A 16,073-nucleotide genomic window follows, 5' to 3' on the forward strand; every position below is an offset into this window, starting at 1 on the left:
ATGCGGTCCACGGGGGGAACGAGGACGGTCGGCCGCGCGGCTGCGGACAGCAGCGGGGTCGGCGTGCTCGACAAGGCCGACCAACTGCTCGGCGTGCTGGCCCGCGGGCCGGCCTCGCTGCGCACCCTGACCGAGGTCACCGGGCTCGCCCGGCCGACCGTGCACCGGCTCGCGGTGGCGCTGGAGAACCTGCGGCTGCTCACCCGGGACCGGCAGGGCCGGTTCGTCCTCGGGCCCCGGCTGGGCGAGTTGGCGGTGGAGGCCGGCCGGGACCGGCTGGTGATCGGGGCCGGTCCCGTCCTGGAGGCGCTGCGCGACCGCACCGGCGCCAGCGCCCGGCTCTACCGCCGGCAGGGCGACCTGCGGGTCTGCGTGTTCTCGGCGGAGGCCGCCGAGCGCCGCGGGCCGGCCCGGTCGGTGGTCGGCGCGGCGCTGCCGATGAAGGTCGGCGCCGCCGCGCAGGTGCTGCTGGCCTGGGAGGATCCGGACGTCCTGCACCAGGGGCTGCGCGGGGCCGGGTTCGGCGCCGCGACCCTGGCCGGGGTGCGCCGGCAGGGCTGGGCGCAGAGCCTGGGCGCGGGCGAGGCGGGGGTGGCCTCGCTGGCCGTGCCGGTGCGCGGGTACGGGAACCGGGTCGTCGCCGCCGTCACCCTGGACGGACCGGTGGCGACCCTGACCAGGACGCCGGCCCGCCGCTTCGCCAACGAGCTGGTCGATGCGGCGGTTCAGCTCTCCGAAGGTCTGATCAGGTAACAACCGGACGCATCCGAAGGGTTACCGGCTGCTCTGGCAGCTTGCTGCAGCGGTTCTTGCGGGCACCCGAACGGAATTGTTAGAAACTGTCATGAAGCGCCACGGGGAATATGCCCGGGTGTCAATTCGCCGGCGCCGTCCGGCGCAACCGGTGAATTCCAATTCACTGGTTCATCCGATTTCTTTCGAGAGGTAGATCCATCATGACTGCTCGCGCCGAGCGTATCGAGACCATCAAGGAAATCGTCTGCGACATTCTGGAGATCGAGGAGGACGAGGTCACCGAGACCAGCCTCTTCAAGGAGGACCACGGCGCCGACTCGCTGCGCGCCATCGAGATCCTCGCCGCGCTGGAGAAGGAGTTCGGCGTGGTCATCAACCAGACCGAGCTGCCCCGCATGGTCAACCTCGAGGGCGTCTACGCCGTCGTGGCGGAGCCGGCCGGCTGGTAGTCGCAGCCCCGTGGCCACACCACGGGTGACAGGCCAGCAGGCAGGCGGATCGGGAGGTCGGAATGTCGGCACAACACGGCACTGACCCGGCAGGGGCAGGGCAGCACCGGGTGGTCCTCACCGGGCTCGGTGTGGTCTCCAGCATCGGGCTGGGGGCGGAGGAGTTCCTGCAGGGGCTCCGTGAGGGACGGAGCGGGGCCAGGCCCATCTCGGTGTTCGAGACCGAGGGCTACGCCCACGCCAACGGTTGCGAGGTGGTGGGCTTCGATCCGAACGACTGGATCAGCCGCCTCGACGCGCAACAGCTCGGCCGGGCCACGCAGTTCTCGGTGGCGGCGGCCCGGATGGCGCTGAAGGACGCCGGCCTGGACGTCGGCGAGCTGCGCGACCAGCGCGGGCTGATCTCCATCGGCACCACCGACGGCGAGTCGTACGACCTGGACCACCTCGTCCAGGCGGAGCTGGAGACGGGACCGGAGAAGCTCGACCCGGTCGCCACCCGGCGGGTGCCGGCCGGCCGCCTCTCGGCCGCCATCGCCCAGGAACTGGGCCTGGAGAACGTGGAGGCGGTGACCGTCCCCACCGCCTGCGGGGCAGGCAACTACGCGATCGGCACCGGCTTCGACGCCGTCCGCTCGGGCGAGGCGGAGTTCGCGTTCTGCGGCGGCGCCGACGCGATGTGCCGCAAGACCTTCACCGGTTTCTACCGGCTGGGCACCATCGCGCCGGACCGCTGTCAGCCCTTCGACATCGACCGCAAGGGCATCCTCACCGGTGAGGGCGCGGGCGTGCTCGTCCTGGAGCGCCTGGAGTCCGCGCTCGCCCGCGGGGCGCGCATCTACGCCGAGGTGCTGGGCTACGGCCTCAACTGCGACGCGTACCACCCGGTCGCGCCGAACCAGGCCAGCCTCGCCCGCTGCATGGAGCTCGCCCTGGAGAACGCCGGGGTCTCGCGCGACCAGGTCGACCTGATCTCGGCGCACGGCACCGGCACCAAGGCGAACGACTCGACCGAGGTCGCCGCCATCCGGGAGGTGTTCGGCGAGCCGCCGCGCACCGTCTCGATGAAGTCGATGCTCGGCCACTCGATGGGCGCGGCCAGTGCGCTGGCCGCGATCGGCTGCGCGCTGGCGATCGCCAACCGCTTCATCCCGCCGACCATCAACCACGTCACCACCGACCCGGAGTGCGACGTGGACTGCGTGCCAAACGACGCGGTCGAGGCCGATCTGCGGATCGTCCAGAACAACGGCCTGGCGTTCGGCGGCAACAACGCGGTGGTGCTCCTCGGGAAGTACGACGGACAGGAGGAGACCGCATGATCAGCCGCCCGATCGTCGGGATGGGCGCGGTGGCCAGCATCGGCACGGGCGTCGACGAGGTCTTCGACAGCCTCTGCGCCGGCCGCACCGGCCACCACGAGCTGCGGGGCTTCGACAGCACCCGGTTCCGCGCCAAGTACGCCTACGAGGTGGACGACCGCCCCGCGCCCGGCCAGGACGTGCCGGCCCGGGCGACCCGCCTGCTGACCGAGGCGATCGCCCAGGCGGTCGCCGACGCCGGCATCGGCGAGGACCTGAGCGGCATCCCCGTGCTCATCGGCACCGGCCTGCGCGAGCTGCGCTCGGCCGAGCTGTGGTGGCGCGAGGGCACCCCGTTCACCGACGCCGGGCTGCACTTCGGCACCGCGCTGCGCGAGCGGTTCGGCGCCGACGTGACCCACACCTTCTCCAACGCCTGCTCGGCCTCGCTGTACGCGCTGGCGCTCGGCTCCGACCTGCTGGAGCAGGGCGAGACGGACACCGTCATCGTGGCCGGCGTGGACGTGCTCACCGAGAGCATGTTCGGCCTGCTGGAGCGCGTCCACCCGGTCGCGCCGGACCGGGTGCGGCCGTTCGACCGCAACCGCACCGGCGTGCTGATGGGCGACGGCGCCGGCGCCGTGGTGCTGCGCCGCGAGGACGGCGGGCGCAAGGCGCACGGCCGGCTGCGCGGCGTGGCGGTCAACTGCGACGCCTACCACGTCACCGCCCCGCACCCGGAGGGCATCGCCGAGGCGATGCGCACCGCGTACGGCCTGGCCGGCATCAAGCCCGCCGACGTGGACCTGGTGATGACGCACGGCACCGGCACCCTGCTGAACGACGAGGCCGAGGCGACCGCCCTGGCCGAGGTGTTCGGCGCGGACGCCGGCCGTCCGCTGCTGACCGCGGTCAAGTCGATGACCGGCCACACCTCGGGTGCCTCCGGTCTGCTGAATCTGATCGTCGGCCTGCGGGCCATGAACGAGGGTCGGGTTCCGCCGACCGTGGGACTGGAGGACCCGGTGGACGAGGCCGCGAAGTTCCGCTGGGTGACCGGCGAGGCGGCGACCGACCAGTCGATGCGGGTCGCGCAGCTCAACGCCTTCGGCTTCGGCGGCATCAACGCCGTCGCGATCGTGGAGGCGGACAAGTGAGCGCGACCATCGTGGTGAGCGGCGCCGCCGTCCTGGTGCCCGGCGCGGACTCCGCGCGGGCGCTGGCCGCCGGCCCCGAGAGCGGCGCGGCCGCCGTCGACCCGGCCGCCATCGTCGGCAAGAAGGGCCTGCGCTACAAGGACCGCGCCACCCAGCTGGGTTACGCGCTGGCCGCCCGCGCGCTGGCCGACGCCGGGCTCGTCGGGGAGGAGGGGACGACCGTGCCGGCGAGCAGCATCGGCGTGGTCGCCAGCTCCAACTACGGCAACCTGGACACCGTCACCCGGGCCCTGGACACGATCCGCGAGGAGACGGTCAACGGGACCAGCCCGATGGACCTGCCGAACGCCTCCAGCAACGTCATCGCCTCCTCGGTGGCGATCCGGTTCGGCCTGCGCGGCCCGAACCTGATGGTCTGCAACGGCCCGACCTCCGGCCTGGACGCCGTCCACTGGGCGATCACCATGATCCAGGCCGGCCGGGTGGACCGCGTGCTGGTGCTCGGCGTCGAGCCCGACAACGAGGTCGTCCGCAAGCTGACCGGCGGCCGCCCCTCGGTCGACGGCGGCGCGGCGATCGTGGTCGAGCGCGCCGAGGCCGTCCAGGAGCGCTCCGGCACCGTCAAGGCGGTGCTCGGCGGCTACGTCCGCACCGCGGCCGTCCGCGACGTGCTGGACCGCCTCGCGGCGTCCGGGCAGCCCGCCCGCTGGGAGGTCCCCGGCGGTGCCGCCGCCGCGCTCGACGCGGAGCTGCTGCCCGGCGTGCCCCGGGTCGGCCTGCCGGAGTCCGCCGGCGAGCCCTCGGGTGCGCTCGGGGTGCTGCAGTGCGCGGCCGCGGTCGGCTGGTTCGAGGACGGCGGCGCGGGCGCGGTGTACGCGCTGGCCGGCGGCGAGAGCGCCGACGCCAGTGCCGGCCTGGTGCTGCTGGCGCCCGGAGCCGCGTGATGGCGGCTCGCTCGTCGAAGCCCGAGGACTCCGCCCCGGTGCAGGTGCACCGGGTCGGAGGATCCGGGCGGCGCACCCTGCTGATCCACGGGCTCGGTGCCAACGCGGGCGTCTGGGACAAGTGCACCGGCCTGATGGCCGACGGCCACGAGCTGTGGGCGGCCCAACTGCCCTGGCGCGACGGCGAGCTGGGCGACTGGACGCACGGGCCCGCGCTCGGCGGCTGGATCGCCGAGGCGCTGCGGCTCGTCCCCGGCGGGGCCGAGGTGCTGGTCGTCCACTCGATGGCGGTCAACGTCCTGATGGAACTGATCGACCAGGAACTCCAGCGCGGGGTCGACCCGTTCGAGGAGTTCGGGATCCGCGCCCTGGTGCTGGTCTCGCCGTTCTACCGGTCCTCCACCGAGGACTTCGACTGGGACGCGCTCACCTACTACGTGACCGACTTCCACCTGATCCTGGAGGAAGGCCTCCACCTCGCCTCGGAGGGCCGGCTCGACCCGGACATCCAGCGCGCGATGGCGTACCGGGTGCGCGACCGGATCGGCCCCTACGGCTGGATGCGCTTCTTCGGGCTCTACCTCGCCACCCCGCTCCTGCAGACCGGCAGGATCACCGTGCCGACGCTGCTGGTCAGCGGCGAGCACGACATCGGCGCGCCGCCGCGCGAGGGCCGGGCCCTGGCCGCGGACCTGCCGGACGCCCGCCACCTGGTCTACCCGACCGGACACTTCCCGATGATCGAGCGGCCGGAGCAGTTCGCCGCCGACATCCGTGAGTTCGTCAACTCCACCCTGGCCGACGACCCGCAGCCCGGGTCCGGCCCCCGGACAGTCTTGGAGCACCACTCGTGACCACTGTGACCGATACCAACGTCAAGGCGCTCCTGGAGAGCCCGACCACCACCATCGTGCGCCCCCGCTACGAGGGCTCCAACATCTGCACCTGGATCGGCTTCAAGCACGTCAACTACATGGTCGAGGAAGCCGTCCTGGACCACTTCCGCCAGGTCGGCCTGCCCGCCCGCGGCCTGTACGAGACCCACGGCCTGGGCCTGGACCTCGTCGACATCGACACCCGCATCCTGCACGCCTTCCACATGGACGACCAGGCCGAGGCCATCGTCTCCCCGTGGACCAAGGACGAGGACGGGACGATCGGCTTCAAGGTCGTCATCAACGTCGAGCGCGACGGCGAGGTCCTGAAGGCCGTCACCTCCAAGGTCCGCGTCTCGCTGCGGATCGACACCTACCTGGAGGCGGCCGGCGCCGTTCCGGAGCAGCTCGCCCGCTTCGCCGTCGCCAAGCTCGGCGACGACCTGGAGCGCGCCGAGGGCACCACCGCCCCGACCGAGGAGGAGATCCTCGCGTCGCTCACCGCCGGCAAGAACGCGTACGCCTGGAAGTGGAACATCCCGTACCCGTACTGCCACTTCACCGAGCGCATCCAGATGTCCGGCTACCTGCGCCTGATGGAGGAGGGCAAGGACCGGTTCGTCATGGACCGCGGCATCTCGATCAAGACCCTGCTGGACGACCGCAAGTGGATCCCGGTCGTGCCGCGCTCCAACATCCGCATCCTCGACGAGGCGCTGATGGAGGAGGACCTCTACACGGTGTACACCGTCGAGGAGGTCTTCAAGGAGTTCACCTACACCTCGCGGATGGACTTCTACGTCCTGCGCGACGGCAAGCTGGTCAAGGCCGCCACCGGCAGCATCGTGCACGGCTACGCGGTGATCGGCAACCGCCGTGACTGGAGCCTGGTCAACTTCGACCAGCGCGTCCTGGACGCGATCAACGGGGTGCAGTCCGCGTGACGAACGACGACTGGGCCGCCCGGCCCGCGGGTGAGCCGTGGTTCCTCCTGATCGAGAGCCAGGGACACTGCGCGCCGCAGGAGGCGGGATTCCGCCGCGACGCGGTCGCGCAGGCCCGGGCCGGGCGCCCGGTCGTGATGTTCCTCGTCCAGGACGCGGTCGCGCTCGCCTTCCCGGGCAGCGACGCCGAACTGGACGTCTTCCAGGAGGCCGGCGGCCTCCTGGCGGCGGACGGGTTCTCGCTGACCCAGCGGGGGCTTGAGCAGAACACGCTGCGCGACGGCGTGAAGGTCACCGGGATGGACGAAGTGGCGAGCTGGGTGCTGGACCCCGACGCGAACGTGGTGTGGCACTGATGGCCCGCCGGATACCGCCGACCGACGTGCTCATCACCCTGATGGGCTCGCCGAACGAGGACGACCGCACGACCACCGCGCTGCGCCTGGCGCAGGCCCTGCTGGAACGCGGCGCCAGCGTCCAGATCTGGACCTGCGGCAACGCGACCCTGCTCACCCAGCGCGGCCTGACCGACGACAAGCCGCGCAACCTCGCGTCGTGGAACAGCGCGTACCCGACCACGGCGGCGCTGGCCCAGCGGATGCTCAAGGCGTTCCCGGACCAGCTGTACTGGTACGGCTGCCGGTTCTGCAGCGACGACCGCGGCGCCGTCGACCACCTGCCGGAGGTCGTCATGCGGCCGCCGGCGGGCTACGCCGCGAACGTGGCCGCGGCCACCCGGAACCTCATGGTCGGAGTCATCTGATGAGTGATCAGGACCGGGTCGAGAAGCCCGCCCTGGGCATCATGGAACGCGGCTACCGGGGCGCCGTCGAGAAGCAGTTCTTCGACGCCTTCTACCTGGCCGCCGAACTGCACCGGCACCCCGGCGGGCTGGACCTGCTGCTGCGCGGCCAGGCCGCCACCCACGCGGTGCGGGCCCGGCCGACGCCGTCGCTGCGCCTGGGCGACACCGAGCTGGACACCGTCACCGACTCCCGGGTCAACCTGCGGAACCTGATCGAGGCCGGCGTGCGGGTCTGGGTCGAGGAGTCGGCGCTGGCCGCCTTCGGCTTCGCGGCGCCGCTGGACGACGTCCTGATGGACGGCATCCGGGTCGCGGCGGACGGCGAACTCGCGCTGCGCTGGCCCGAGTACCGCGCGGTCTACTTCCTGTGAGCCGGGCCGCCGGCCACCGGGCCGCCACCCGCAGAGCCGCCACCCACTGAACCGTTCCCACCACTGCGCCGGGGGCCACCGGCGAGGAGATCGAAAGGAGTCGGAGCAGGTATGACTACCACCCTGACCGGCACACGACGCCCGGTCATCACCGCCTGGTCGGCGGTCTCGCCGTTCGGAGTCGGCCGGGACGCCTTCGCCCAGGGCCTGCGCGAGCGGCGGACCACCCACACCGCCCTGGCGCCGGAGCTGGCGCAGACCTCGGACGGCACCGCCAGCATCGTCCCCGACTTCGACGCGCGCTCCGCGCTCGGCAAGAAGGGCACCCGCTCGATGGACCGGGTGACCGCCCTGGCCGTCACCGCGGTCGGCGCCCTGCTGGACGACGGCGACCGCAACCGCACGGTGGGCACCGGCGACCGTGCCGCGCTCGCGCTCGGCACCACCACCGGCAGCGCCCAGAGCATGATGGACTTCACCCGGGACTCGCTCACCGGCCAGGAGCCGTTCTTCGTCGACCCGGCGAAGTTCCCCAACACCGTGATGAACTGCGCCGCCGGCCAGTGCGCCATCTGGTACCAGCTCAAGGGCCCGAACGCGACCATCGCCGGCGGCCGGGTGGCCGGCCTGCACGCGCTCAGCTACTCCCGCCGGCTGCTCGCCGCCGGGCGCGCCCGCACCGTGCTGACCGGCGCGGCCGAGGAGTTCTCCTCCGCCCGCGCCTGGCTGGAGCACCACGCCACCGGCGGTGCCGCGGCGTCCCCGCTCGGCGAGGGCTGCGCGGTGCTGCTGGTCGAGCCGCCGGCGGCGGACGGCGAGGAGCAGCCGGTGCTGGCCGAGATCCTGGCCGTCGAGCTGGGCGTGGCGCTGGACGGCGACGTCCAGGGCGTCCTGGCCCGCACGGTGCGCCGGGCCCTGAAGAACGCCGGTGTCGAGGTCGCGCAGGTCTCCGCGGTCGCCCGCTCCGGCGCCCCCGGTGCCGAGGGCGAGGCCGAGATCGCCGCCGTCCAGGAGGTGCTGGGCGCCGCCGGTGCGGTGGACCTGGCCCCGGCCGAGCTGATCGGCGACACCGGCGCGGCCGCGGCCGCCTTCCAGGCCGCCGCGCTGCTCGTCCACGCCGCCGACCAGCCGGGCGGCGCCGCCGGGCAGATCGGCGTGATCACCTCGGTCGACCGGGCCGGCTCGGTCGGCTGCGCCGTGCTGGGCCTGCGCTGACCGACCCGGTGCGGAGCTGCTCCGCGCCGAACCGATGCATCACCAATCACACGTTGTCGAACGCGAAATGAGGACGGACTGATGAGCGGACAGCTCGCCGAGCTGAACCTGGAGGAGCTGCGCGAGGTGGTCGCGAAGGTCCTCGACATCGAGGCGGAGGAGCTCACCGACGACGCCGACTTCGTGGACGACCTCGAGGTCGACTCGCTGATGGCGCTCGAGGTCGTCGTCGTGCTGGAGAAGAAGTACGGCGTGAAGATCCCCGAGTCCGAGCTGAAGGAGTTCACCTGCCTGTCGCGGGCGTACGAGCTGCTGCAGGCGAAGGTGCAGGCGCGCTGATGACGGTCGACACCCCGACCCGGGCCGGCCGGCGGGCCACCCCGCTGGCCGGGCCCGTCGAGGTCACCGCGGTGGACGGGCCGCGCGGCTCGGTCCGCTTCACGGTCGCGCCCGAGGAGACGGTGCTGCCCGGCCACTACCCGGGCTTCCCGATCTTCCCCGGTGTCTGCCTGGTGGACCTGACGCACGCCGGCGCGCTCGCCACCGCCCCGGCCGAGGCCGGCGAGGTGGCGCTCGCGGAGGTCGAGTCGACCCGCTTCACCAGCCCGGTCTACCCCGGCGACGTCCTCGACGTGGACCTCGACTGGAGCCAGAAGAAGGGCAGTTGGATCTGCAAGGCGACCGTCCGCTCGGCCCGCGGCGACGCGGCCAAGCTGCGGCTGCGCTACCAGGGCGAGGTGACCGCATGACCGGGCAGGTGGAGATCCGCGGCCGACTGCCGCACCGCTTCCCGATGCTGCTGGTGGACCGGGTGCTCGACGTGGAGCCGGGGCAGCGGATCACCGCGATCAAGGCGGTGACCTGCAACGAGCCGTGGTACGCCGAACTCGGCCCGGACACCCCGCCGGAGGGCTTCGGCTACCCGCAGTCGCTGCTGGTCGAGTCCTGGTGCCAGAGCGCCGGACTGCTCGGCACCTGGGACGACCCGAACCCCGACGTGCTGTCGGGCAAGGTGATGCTGTTCGGCAGCATGTCCGGCGTGCAGTTCCACGGTCAGGTGCTGCCCGGCGACGTGCTGGAGCACCGGGTGCGGGTCTCCCGCGCCGTCGGCGACACCGTGATCTTCGAGGGCGAGAGCCTGGTCGACGGTCAGCCGGTGCTGACCGTGGCGTCCGTGGTGGTGGCCATGCGCCCCGCCGAGGTGCTGCGCCCCGGCGAGTCCGCGTCCGCGTGACCCCCCCAGGCCCGGGTCCGGGCCGAACCGACGACACTGATGGAGGACCGATGGAGGAGAAGACCTCCCGGGTGGCGCTGGTCACCGGGGGCTCGCGCGGGATCGGCCGCGCCACCGTACTGACGCTCGCCCGCGACGGCTTCGACGTGGCGTTCTGCTACCGCTCCGACGAGGAGGCCGCGCAGAACCTGGTCAAGGAGGTCGAGGCGCTCGGCGTCAAGGTGCTCGCCCGCAAGACCGACGTCACCGCCGCCGACTCGGTGCGCGAGCTGGTGGCCGAGGTCGAGGAGAAGCTCGGCGAGATCGACGCCCTGGTCACCGCCGCCGGCATCACCCGCGACAACCCGCTGGTGCTGATGACCGACGACCAGTGGCAGGACGTCATCGACACCAACCTGGGCGGCGTCTACCATGTCTGTCGCGCCGTCGTCTTCAGCATGATGAAGCGCAAGGCCGGCGCCATCGTCAACATCTCGTCGGTGGCCGGGGTCTACGGCCACGCCACGCAGTCCAACTACTCGGCGTCCAAGGCCGGCATCATCGGCTTCTCCCGCTCGTTGGCGAAGGAGACCGGCCGGTACGGCATCCGGGTCAACACCGTCGCCCCCGGGTTCATCGAGACCGACATGACCGCGGCCATCGAGGGCAAGGCCCTCAAGGAGGCCCTGAAGTCCATCCCGATGAAGCGGATGGGCCGGGCCGACGAGGTCGCCGATCTCGTCGGGTACCTGGTCTCGGACAAGGCGCAGTACATCACCGGTGCCGTCCTGCAGATCGACGGCGGCATCACCATCTGAGAAAGGCGGCACCATGGCGCGGAAACCGCCCCGCTGGTACTTCTCGTTCCGCAGCCCGTACTCCTGGATGGCCTACCGCGACCTGATCGGGCGCTACCCGGACGTGGCCGAGTCGATCGAGTGGCTGCCGTTCTGGGAGCCGGACGACCACCACAACGAGCACCTCGCGCAGAACGGCGTCCAGCTGCCGTACGTGGCGATGTCCCGCGAGAAGCACCTGTACATCCTCCAGGACGTGCGCCGGCTCGCCCGCGAGCGCGGCCTGGAGATGGTCTGGCCGCTGGACCGGGAGCCGCGCTGGGAGGTCTCCCACCTCGCGTACCTGGTGGCCGAGGAGCACGGCCGGGGCCGGGAGTTCATCGACCGGGTCTACCGCGCCCGGTGGCAGGACGGCCTGGACATCTCCGACCCCGAGGTGATCGCCGGCTTCGGCCCGGAGCTGGGGCTCGACCCCGAGCTGCTGGGCGGCGCCGCCGCGGACCCGGCGGTGCGCGAGCGCGGACTCGCCGCGCTGGCCGCGCTGCACCGGGACGGCGTGTTCGGCGTGCCGTACTTCATCGACGGCTTCGAAAAGTTCTGGGGCGTCGACCGGCTGCCCGGTTTCGTCGCCTCCATCCGGGGGCGTGCCGCGGCCAGGACCGCCGGCGTCGCCGGGTAACCCCGTCAGCCCATCAGGAAGAGGAGCACAGCAATGGCCACCAACCCGTTCGAGGACGACAGCGCCTCGTACTACGTCCTGGTCAACGAGGAGAACCAGCACTCGCTCTGGCCCGTGTTCGCCGAGGTGCCGGCCGGCTGGACGGTCGCCCACGGCCAGGCGGCCCGCCAGGAGTGCCTGGATTACATCAACGAGAACTGGGTCGACATGCGCCCGCGCAGTCTGGTCACCGCCATGGGCGCCTGACCTCCCCTTTTCCGCGCACCCAGCCCGGTCCGTGCCACTGGCACGGGCCGGGCTTCGGTGTGCATGGGGATGCCGAGTTTCGGCGGAGCCCCTTCTTCCGCTCACCCCCGGTGGCAGCTTGATGCACCGAGCATTGTGACCCAGACCGCATCCGGTGCAAGATTTGCGGCGTCGGCCTCGGACACCTGACAGATTCCTGCGAACCTGCGATCGGTGTCGCCGGATCCCGTCCTGAGGCCCCCAGCAATTCACCTCCTGAGAATTTCGCTTTCCAGGAATCCCGCCGCCGAGTCGCGCGCCGGTGCCGTTCCCATCGAACGCTAGGGGTGGAAGACAAGCATGCACGGGGGAGACAGGGCTGCCCTGACGGCCGCTCAATCGGGTATTTGGTTCGCCCAGCAGCTGGAACCAGCCAATCCGATCTTCAATGCCGCGGAATACCTGGAAATCCAGGGCGAGTTGGACCCTGCACTACTGGAGGCCGCGCTGCGGCAGGTCGTCACCGAGGCCGAGACCCTCCGGGTGCGCATCGCGCAGGACGGCGACGAGCTGTGGCAGCACGTCCAGCCCGTCCCCGACCGGCTGTTGGAGGTCGTCGACCTCACCGCCGAGGCCGACCCGGAGGCCGTCGCCGTCGCCCGGATGCGGCGGACCATGGCCGTCGCCCTCGACCCCGGTCGCGACCGGCTCTACCGCTTCGAACTGCTGAAAGTCGCCCCCGGGCGCCACCTGTGGTTCTACTGCTACCACCACGTGGTGGTGGACGGCTTCACCGTCGCCCTGCTCGCCCAGCGCACGGCGGAGGTCTATACCGCGCTCGCCGCCGGCGAGCCGGCCCCGGCCAACCCGTTCGGCCCGCTGGCCGCCCTGGTCGCCGCCGACCAGGAGTACCGGGCCTCCGAACGGTTCACCGAGGACCGCGACTACTGGGCCGGCAGACTCGCCGACTGCCCCGAACCGGTCGGCCTCGCCGCCCGCAAGCCGGTCCTGGCGCACGGGCTGGTCCGCCGCACCGCCTTCCTGCCCGTCGAGCACCTGGACGCGCTGCGCGACACCGCCCGCGAGGCCGGCGCGACCTGGCCGGCCGTCGTCGCCACCGCCTCCGCCCTCTACCTGCAGCGCGCCACCGGCGCCGCCGAGGTCGTGCTCGGCCTGCCGGTCGCCACCCGGCTCGGCAAGGCCGCCCGCAGCCTGCCCGGCATGGTCTCCAACGTCGTCCCGGTCCGGGTCGCGATCGACCCGTCCGCCACCCTCGCCGAGGCCCTGCGCCTGGTTACCGTCGAACTGCGCGGCGCCCTCAAGCACCAGCGCTACCGCTACGAGGACCTGCGCCGCGACCGCGGCCTGCTCGCCGGGGACCAGCGGCTCACCGGGCCCGAGATCAACATCATGATGTTCGACTACGGCCTGAGCTTCGGGCCGCACCGCGCCGTCGTGCACAACCTGTCGATCGGGCCGTCCGACGACCTCTCGGTGATCTTCTACGACCGCTCGGACGGCCGCGGCCTGCAGGTCGACTTCGACGCCAACCCCGAGCTGTACTCCGAGGCCGAACTCGCCGCCCACCAGGACCGGTTCCTCGGCTTCCTGGCCAACCTCGCCGCCACCGGCCCCGACCAGCCGGTCGGCCGGGTCGACCTGCTCGGCGAGGCCGAGCGCGAGCTCGTCCTGCACACCCTCAACGACACCGGGCACCCGCTGCCGCCCACCACCCTCACCCAGCTGCTGGCCGGCCGGGCCGCCGCCGCGCCGGACGCGCAAGCGCTCGACTTCGAGGGCCGGAGCCTCAGTTACCGCGAACTGCACGAGCGCGCCGACCGGCTCGCCCACCTGCTGGTCGAGCGCGGCGCCGGCCCCGAGCGGATCGTCGCGCTCGCCGTGCCCCGCTCGGTCGAGCTGGTGGTCGGCCTGCTCGCCGTGCTCAAGTCCGGGGCCGCCTACCTGCCGATCGACCCGGACTACCCGGCCGAGCGGATCTCCTTCCTGCTGGCGGACGCGAACCCGGCCCTGCTGCTCACCACCGAGCCCGCCCGCGACCGGCTGCCCGCCGAACTGCCCGTCCCACAGCTCCAGTTGGACGGCCCGGAGCTGGCCGGCCTGCTCGCCGACCGCCCGGCCGGCCCGCCCGCCGTGCGGCAGCGCCCGGACCACCCCGCGTACGTCATCTACACCTCCGGCTCCACCGGCCGCCCCAAGGGCGTCCTGGTGCCGCACCGCGGCATCGTCAACCGGCTGCTCTGGATGCAGGACGCCTACCGCCTCGGCGACGACGACCGGGTGCTGCAGAAGACCCCGTCCGGCTTCGACGTCTCGGTCTGGGAGTTCTTCTGGCCGCTGATCCAGGGCGCCACCCTGGTGCTCGCCCGGCCCGAGGGGCACAAGGACCCGGCCTACCTCGCCGCCCTGATCCGCGACCGGGGCGTCACCACCGCGCACTTCGTGCCGTCCATGCTCCAGGTCTTCCTCCAGGAACCCGCCGCCGAGCAGTGCACCGGCCTGCGCCGGGTGATCACCAGCGGCGAGGCACTGCCCGAGGAGACCCAGGGCCGGCTGCTGCGCACCCTCCCCGGCACCGGGCTGCACAACCTGTACGGCCCCACCGAGGCCTCCGTCGACGTCACCTCCTGGGCCTGCCGCGACGAACCCGGCGCGGTGCCGATCGGCCGTCCGGTCTGGAACACCCGCGCCTACGTGCTGGACGCCGGACTGCGCCCGGTCGCCCCCGGCGCGCCGGGCGAACTGTACCTGGCCGGCGTCCAGTTGGCGCGCGGCTACCTCAACCGGCAGGGCCTGACGGCGGAGCGCTTCGTCGCCGACCCGTACGGCCCGCCCGGCTCGCGGATGTACCGCACCGGCGACCTCGCCGCCTGGGGCCCGGACGGCGCGCTGCGCTACCTCGGCCGCACCGACGACCAGGTGAAGATCCGCGGCTTCCGGATCGAGCTCGGCGAGATCGAGGCCGCGCTCGCCCAGCACCCCGAACTGGCCGCCGTCGCCGTGCTCGCCCGCGAGGACCGCCCCGGCGACCGCCGGCTGGTCGGCTACGTGGTGCCCGCCGCCGGCGCGCAGCCCGACCCCGCGCAGCTGCGCGCCCACCTGGCCGCGCGGATGCCCGAACACCAGGTGCCCGCCGCCTTCGTCACCCTCGACCGGCTGCCGGTCACCCCCAACGGCAAGCTCGACCGCAAGGCGCTGCCCGCCCCGGACTTCGCCGCCGCCGTCTCCGGCGGCCGGGCCCCGAACGGCCCGCGCGAGGAGATCGTCATCGAGCTGTTCGCCGAGGTGCTCGGCCTGCCCCGGATCGGCGTCGACGACAACTTCTTCGAGCTCGGCGGCCACTCGCTGCTGGCCACCCGCCTGGTCAACCGCGTCCGGGAGACCTTCGGCGTCGAACACACCATCCGCAGCCTCTTCGAGGCCCCCACCCCCGCGCTGTACGCGGCCCGGCTGGACGACGGCGGCAGCGACGACCCGCTGGACGTCGTGCTGCCGCTGCGCCCGTACGGCGACCGCCCCGCGGTGTTCTGCGTGCACCCGGCGGGCGGACTCTCCTGGGTCTACGCCGGCCTGATCAAGAACCTCGACGCCGACCGCCCGGTCTACGGGCTGCAGGCGCGCGGCCTCGACGGCGAGGGCGAACTGCCCGGCAGCTTCGAGGAGATGGCCGAGGACTACGTCGAGCAGATCCGCAAGGTCCAGCCGACCGGGCCGTACCACCTGCTCGGCTACTCCGCCGGCGGCGTCGTGGCGCACGTGATCGCCTCCCGGCTGGAGCGTGAGGGCGAGCAGGTCGGTCTGCTCGCGATCCTCGACACCTACCCCGGCCAGAAGATCGCCGAACTGGGCGAGCAGGACATCCTCGCCGACCTGCTGCGCTGGGTCGGCTTCGACCGGCGCCGACTGGGCCGCAAGCCGCTGGAGTTCGACCAGGTGGTCAACCTCCTGCGCAAGCTGGGCAGTTCGATGGCCAGCCTGGAGCGGCACCACATCGCGGCGATCGGCCGGGTCTACGCCAACTGCCGCAGCCTGGTCAACGAGTACGAGCCGACCCGGTACGGCGGGGACGCCGTGGTCATCGTGGCCTCGCTCGACAAGGTCGACATCTCGCCGACCCCGGCCACCTGGAGCCCGTACGTGGCCGGCCGGATCACCCCGTACTACCTGGACCGCAACCACAACGACCTGATGAAGCCCGGCGCGCTCGCCGAGATGGGGCGGATCCTCGAGGACGAGCTGCGCGCGATCGACGCCGCGGCCGAGGTGCGCCGCCCCTCCTGACGGGCCGTGCTCGTCCCTCCTTCTGACGCAACACCGATTCGTG

General features: G+C 72.4%; 18 protein-coding genes. All 18 read left to right on the forward strand.

The window, feature by feature from the left end; translation table 11 throughout:
* Nucleotides 1-753 carry an IclR family transcriptional regulator gene (locus AB2U05_RS28895; protein WP_045702227.1) on the forward strand — a complete coding sequence of 251 codons (753 nt, stop codon included), beginning with the start codon at nt 1-3 and terminating at the stop codon, nt 751-753.
* 203 nt (nt 754-956) lie between these two features.
* Nucleotides 957-1,205 (forward strand): acyl carrier protein, encoded by a 249-nt coding sequence (locus tag AB2U05_RS28900; RefSeq protein WP_045702225.1) that lies wholly within the window; start codon nt 957-959, stop codon nt 1,203-1,205.
* A 62-nt stretch (nt 1,206-1,267) separates the two neighbouring features.
* Nucleotides 1,268-2,527 carry a beta-ketoacyl synthase gene (locus AB2U05_RS28905; protein WP_045702223.1) on the forward strand — a complete coding sequence of 420 codons (1,260 nt, stop codon included), beginning with the start codon at nt 1,268-1,270 and terminating at the stop codon, nt 2,525-2,527.
* On the forward strand, nt 2,524-3,663 hold the full coding sequence (locus AB2U05_RS28910; protein ID WP_045710549.1) for a beta-ketoacyl synthase: 1,140 nt from the start codon (nt 2,524-2,526) through the stop codon (nt 3,661-3,663). The genes AB2U05_RS28905 and AB2U05_RS28910 overlap by 4 nt, the downstream gene beginning before the upstream one ends.
* A complete protein-coding gene (locus tag AB2U05_RS28915) occupies nt 3,660-4,607 on the forward strand; it encodes a beta-ketoacyl synthase N-terminal-like domain-containing protein (protein WP_045702219.1) in 948 nt (315 codons plus the stop codon). Before AB2U05_RS28910 ends, AB2U05_RS28915 begins: the two co-directional genes overlap by 4 nt.
* Complete coding sequence (locus tag AB2U05_RS28920; RefSeq protein WP_107073127.1) at nt 4,607-5,461, forward strand: alpha/beta fold hydrolase; 855 nt, start codon at nt 4,607-4,609, stop codon at nt 5,459-5,461. Before AB2U05_RS28915 ends, AB2U05_RS28920 begins: the two co-directional genes overlap by 1 nt.
* A complete protein-coding gene (locus AB2U05_RS28925; RefSeq protein WP_045702217.1) occupies nt 5,458-6,426 on the forward strand; it encodes a hypothetical protein in 969 nt (322 codons plus the stop codon). Before AB2U05_RS28920 ends, AB2U05_RS28925 begins: the two co-directional genes overlap by 4 nt.
* Entirely contained in the window at nt 6,423-6,782 is a 360-nt protein-coding gene (locus tag AB2U05_RS28930) for a hypothetical protein (RefSeq protein WP_045702215.1), read from the forward strand. Before AB2U05_RS28925 ends, AB2U05_RS28930 begins: the two co-directional genes overlap by 4 nt.
* On the forward strand, nt 6,782-7,189 hold the full coding sequence (locus tag AB2U05_RS28935; protein ID WP_045702213.1) for a hypothetical protein: 408 nt from the start codon (nt 6,782-6,784) through the stop codon (nt 7,187-7,189). The genes AB2U05_RS28930 and AB2U05_RS28935 overlap by 1 nt, the downstream gene beginning before the upstream one ends.
* The gene (locus tag AB2U05_RS28940; RefSeq protein WP_045702211.1) at nt 7,189-7,602 is read left to right on the forward strand and encodes a hypothetical protein; all 414 of its coding nucleotides are present in this window, start codon (nt 7,189-7,191) and stop codon (nt 7,600-7,602) included. The genes AB2U05_RS28935 and AB2U05_RS28940 overlap by 1 nt, the downstream gene beginning before the upstream one ends.
* A gap of 111 nt (nt 7,603-7,713) precedes the next feature.
* Entirely contained in the window at nt 7,714-8,817 is a 1,104-nt protein-coding gene (locus AB2U05_RS28945; RefSeq protein WP_045710550.1) for a beta-ketoacyl synthase N-terminal-like domain-containing protein, read from the forward strand.
* A gap of 81 nt (nt 8,818-8,898) precedes the next feature.
* Nucleotides 8,899-9,156: an acyl carrier protein gene (locus AB2U05_RS28950; RefSeq protein ID WP_045702207.1), complete on the forward strand. Its 258-nt coding sequence runs from the start codon at nt 8,899-8,901 to the stop codon at nt 9,154-9,156.
* On the forward strand, nt 9,156-9,566 hold the full coding sequence (locus tag AB2U05_RS28955; RefSeq protein ID WP_045702205.1) for a 3-hydroxyacyl-ACP dehydratase FabZ family protein: 411 nt from the start codon (nt 9,156-9,158) through the stop codon (nt 9,564-9,566). The genes AB2U05_RS28950 and AB2U05_RS28955 overlap by 1 nt, the downstream gene beginning before the upstream one ends.
* The gene (locus AB2U05_RS28960; RefSeq protein WP_045702203.1) at nt 9,563-10,051 is read left to right on the forward strand and encodes a 3-hydroxyacyl-ACP dehydratase FabZ family protein; all 489 of its coding nucleotides are present in this window, start codon (nt 9,563-9,565) and stop codon (nt 10,049-10,051) included. The genes AB2U05_RS28955 and AB2U05_RS28960 overlap by 4 nt, the downstream gene beginning before the upstream one ends.
* A 50-nt stretch (nt 10,052-10,101) precedes the next feature.
* Complete coding sequence (fabG, locus tag AB2U05_RS28965; RefSeq protein ID WP_045702202.1) at nt 10,102-10,848, forward strand: 3-oxoacyl-[acyl-carrier-protein] reductase; 747 nt, start codon at nt 10,102-10,104, stop codon at nt 10,846-10,848.
* A 13-nt stretch (nt 10,849-10,861) separates the two neighbouring features.
* The gene (locus tag AB2U05_RS28970; RefSeq protein ID WP_045702200.1) at nt 10,862-11,506 is read left to right on the forward strand and encodes a 2-hydroxychromene-2-carboxylate isomerase; all 645 of its coding nucleotides are present in this window, start codon (nt 10,862-10,864) and stop codon (nt 11,504-11,506) included.
* A gap of 33 nt (nt 11,507-11,539) precedes the next feature.
* A complete protein-coding gene (locus tag AB2U05_RS28975; protein ID WP_045702199.1) occupies nt 11,540-11,752 on the forward strand; it encodes an MbtH family protein in 213 nt (70 codons plus the stop codon).
* Nucleotides 11,753-12,091: 339 nt separating this feature from the next.
* Nucleotides 12,092-16,030: an amino acid adenylation domain-containing protein gene (locus AB2U05_RS28980; protein WP_369184662.1), complete on the forward strand. Its 3,939-nt coding sequence runs from the start codon at nt 12,092-12,094 to the stop codon at nt 16,028-16,030.
* The last annotated feature ends 43 nt before the right edge of the window (nt 16,031-16,073 follow it).

The sequence above is a fragment of the Streptomyces sp. Y1 genome (assembly GCF_041053115.1).
In the GTDB taxonomy this organism is placed as follows: domain Bacteria; phylum Actinomycetota; class Actinomycetes; order Streptomycetales; family Streptomycetaceae; genus Kitasatospora; species Kitasatospora rubellomurina.

What these genes read in the sequence shown, in the direction of transcription:
- AB2U05_RS28960 (WP_045702203.1), top strand. Translation starts at nt 9,563, where the DNA reads ATGACCGGGCAGGTGGAGATCCGCGGCCGACTGCCGCACCGCTTCCCG.
- fabG (WP_045702202.1), top strand. Translation starts at nt 10,102, where the DNA reads ATGGAGGAGAAGACCTCCCGGGTGGCGCTGGTCACCGGGGGCTCGCGC.
- AB2U05_RS28905 (WP_045702223.1), top strand. Translation starts at nt 1,268, where the DNA reads ATGTCGGCACAACACGGCACTGACCCGGCAGGGGCAGGGCAGCACCGG.
- AB2U05_RS28910 (WP_045710549.1), top strand. Translation starts at nt 2,524, where the DNA reads ATGATCAGCCGCCCGATCGTCGGGATGGGCGCGGTGGCCAGCATCGGC.
- AB2U05_RS28975 (WP_045702199.1), top strand. Translation starts at nt 11,540, where the DNA reads ATGGCCACCAACCCGTTCGAGGACGACAGCGCCTCGTACTACGTCCTG.
- AB2U05_RS28895 (WP_045702227.1), top strand. Translation starts at nt 1, where the DNA reads ATGCGGTCCACGGGGGGAACGAGGACGGTCGGCCGCGCGGCTGCGGAC.
- AB2U05_RS28900 (WP_045702225.1), top strand. Translation starts at nt 957, where the DNA reads ATGACTGCTCGCGCCGAGCGTATCGAGACCATCAAGGAAATCGTCTGC.
- AB2U05_RS28940 (WP_045702211.1), top strand. Translation starts at nt 7,189, where the DNA reads ATGAGTGATCAGGACCGGGTCGAGAAGCCCGCCCTGGGCATCATGGAA.
- AB2U05_RS28945 (WP_045710550.1), top strand. Translation starts at nt 7,714, where the DNA reads ATGACTACCACCCTGACCGGCACACGACGCCCGGTCATCACCGCCTGG.
- AB2U05_RS28950 (WP_045702207.1), top strand. Translation starts at nt 8,899, where the DNA reads ATGAGCGGACAGCTCGCCGAGCTGAACCTGGAGGAGCTGCGCGAGGTG.
- AB2U05_RS28955 (WP_045702205.1), top strand. Translation starts at nt 9,156, where the DNA reads ATGACGGTCGACACCCCGACCCGGGCCGGCCGGCGGGCCACCCCGCTG.
- AB2U05_RS28935 (WP_045702213.1), top strand. Translation starts at nt 6,782, where the DNA reads ATGGCCCGCCGGATACCGCCGACCGACGTGCTCATCACCCTGATGGGC.
- AB2U05_RS28970 (WP_045702200.1), top strand. Translation starts at nt 10,862, where the DNA reads ATGGCGCGGAAACCGCCCCGCTGGTACTTCTCGTTCCGCAGCCCGTAC.
- AB2U05_RS28920 (WP_107073127.1), top strand. Translation starts at nt 4,607, where the DNA reads ATGGCGGCTCGCTCGTCGAAGCCCGAGGACTCCGCCCCGGTGCAGGTG.
- AB2U05_RS28980 (WP_369184662.1), top strand. Translation starts at nt 12,092, where the DNA reads ATGCACGGGGGAGACAGGGCTGCCCTGACGGCCGCTCAATCGGGTATT.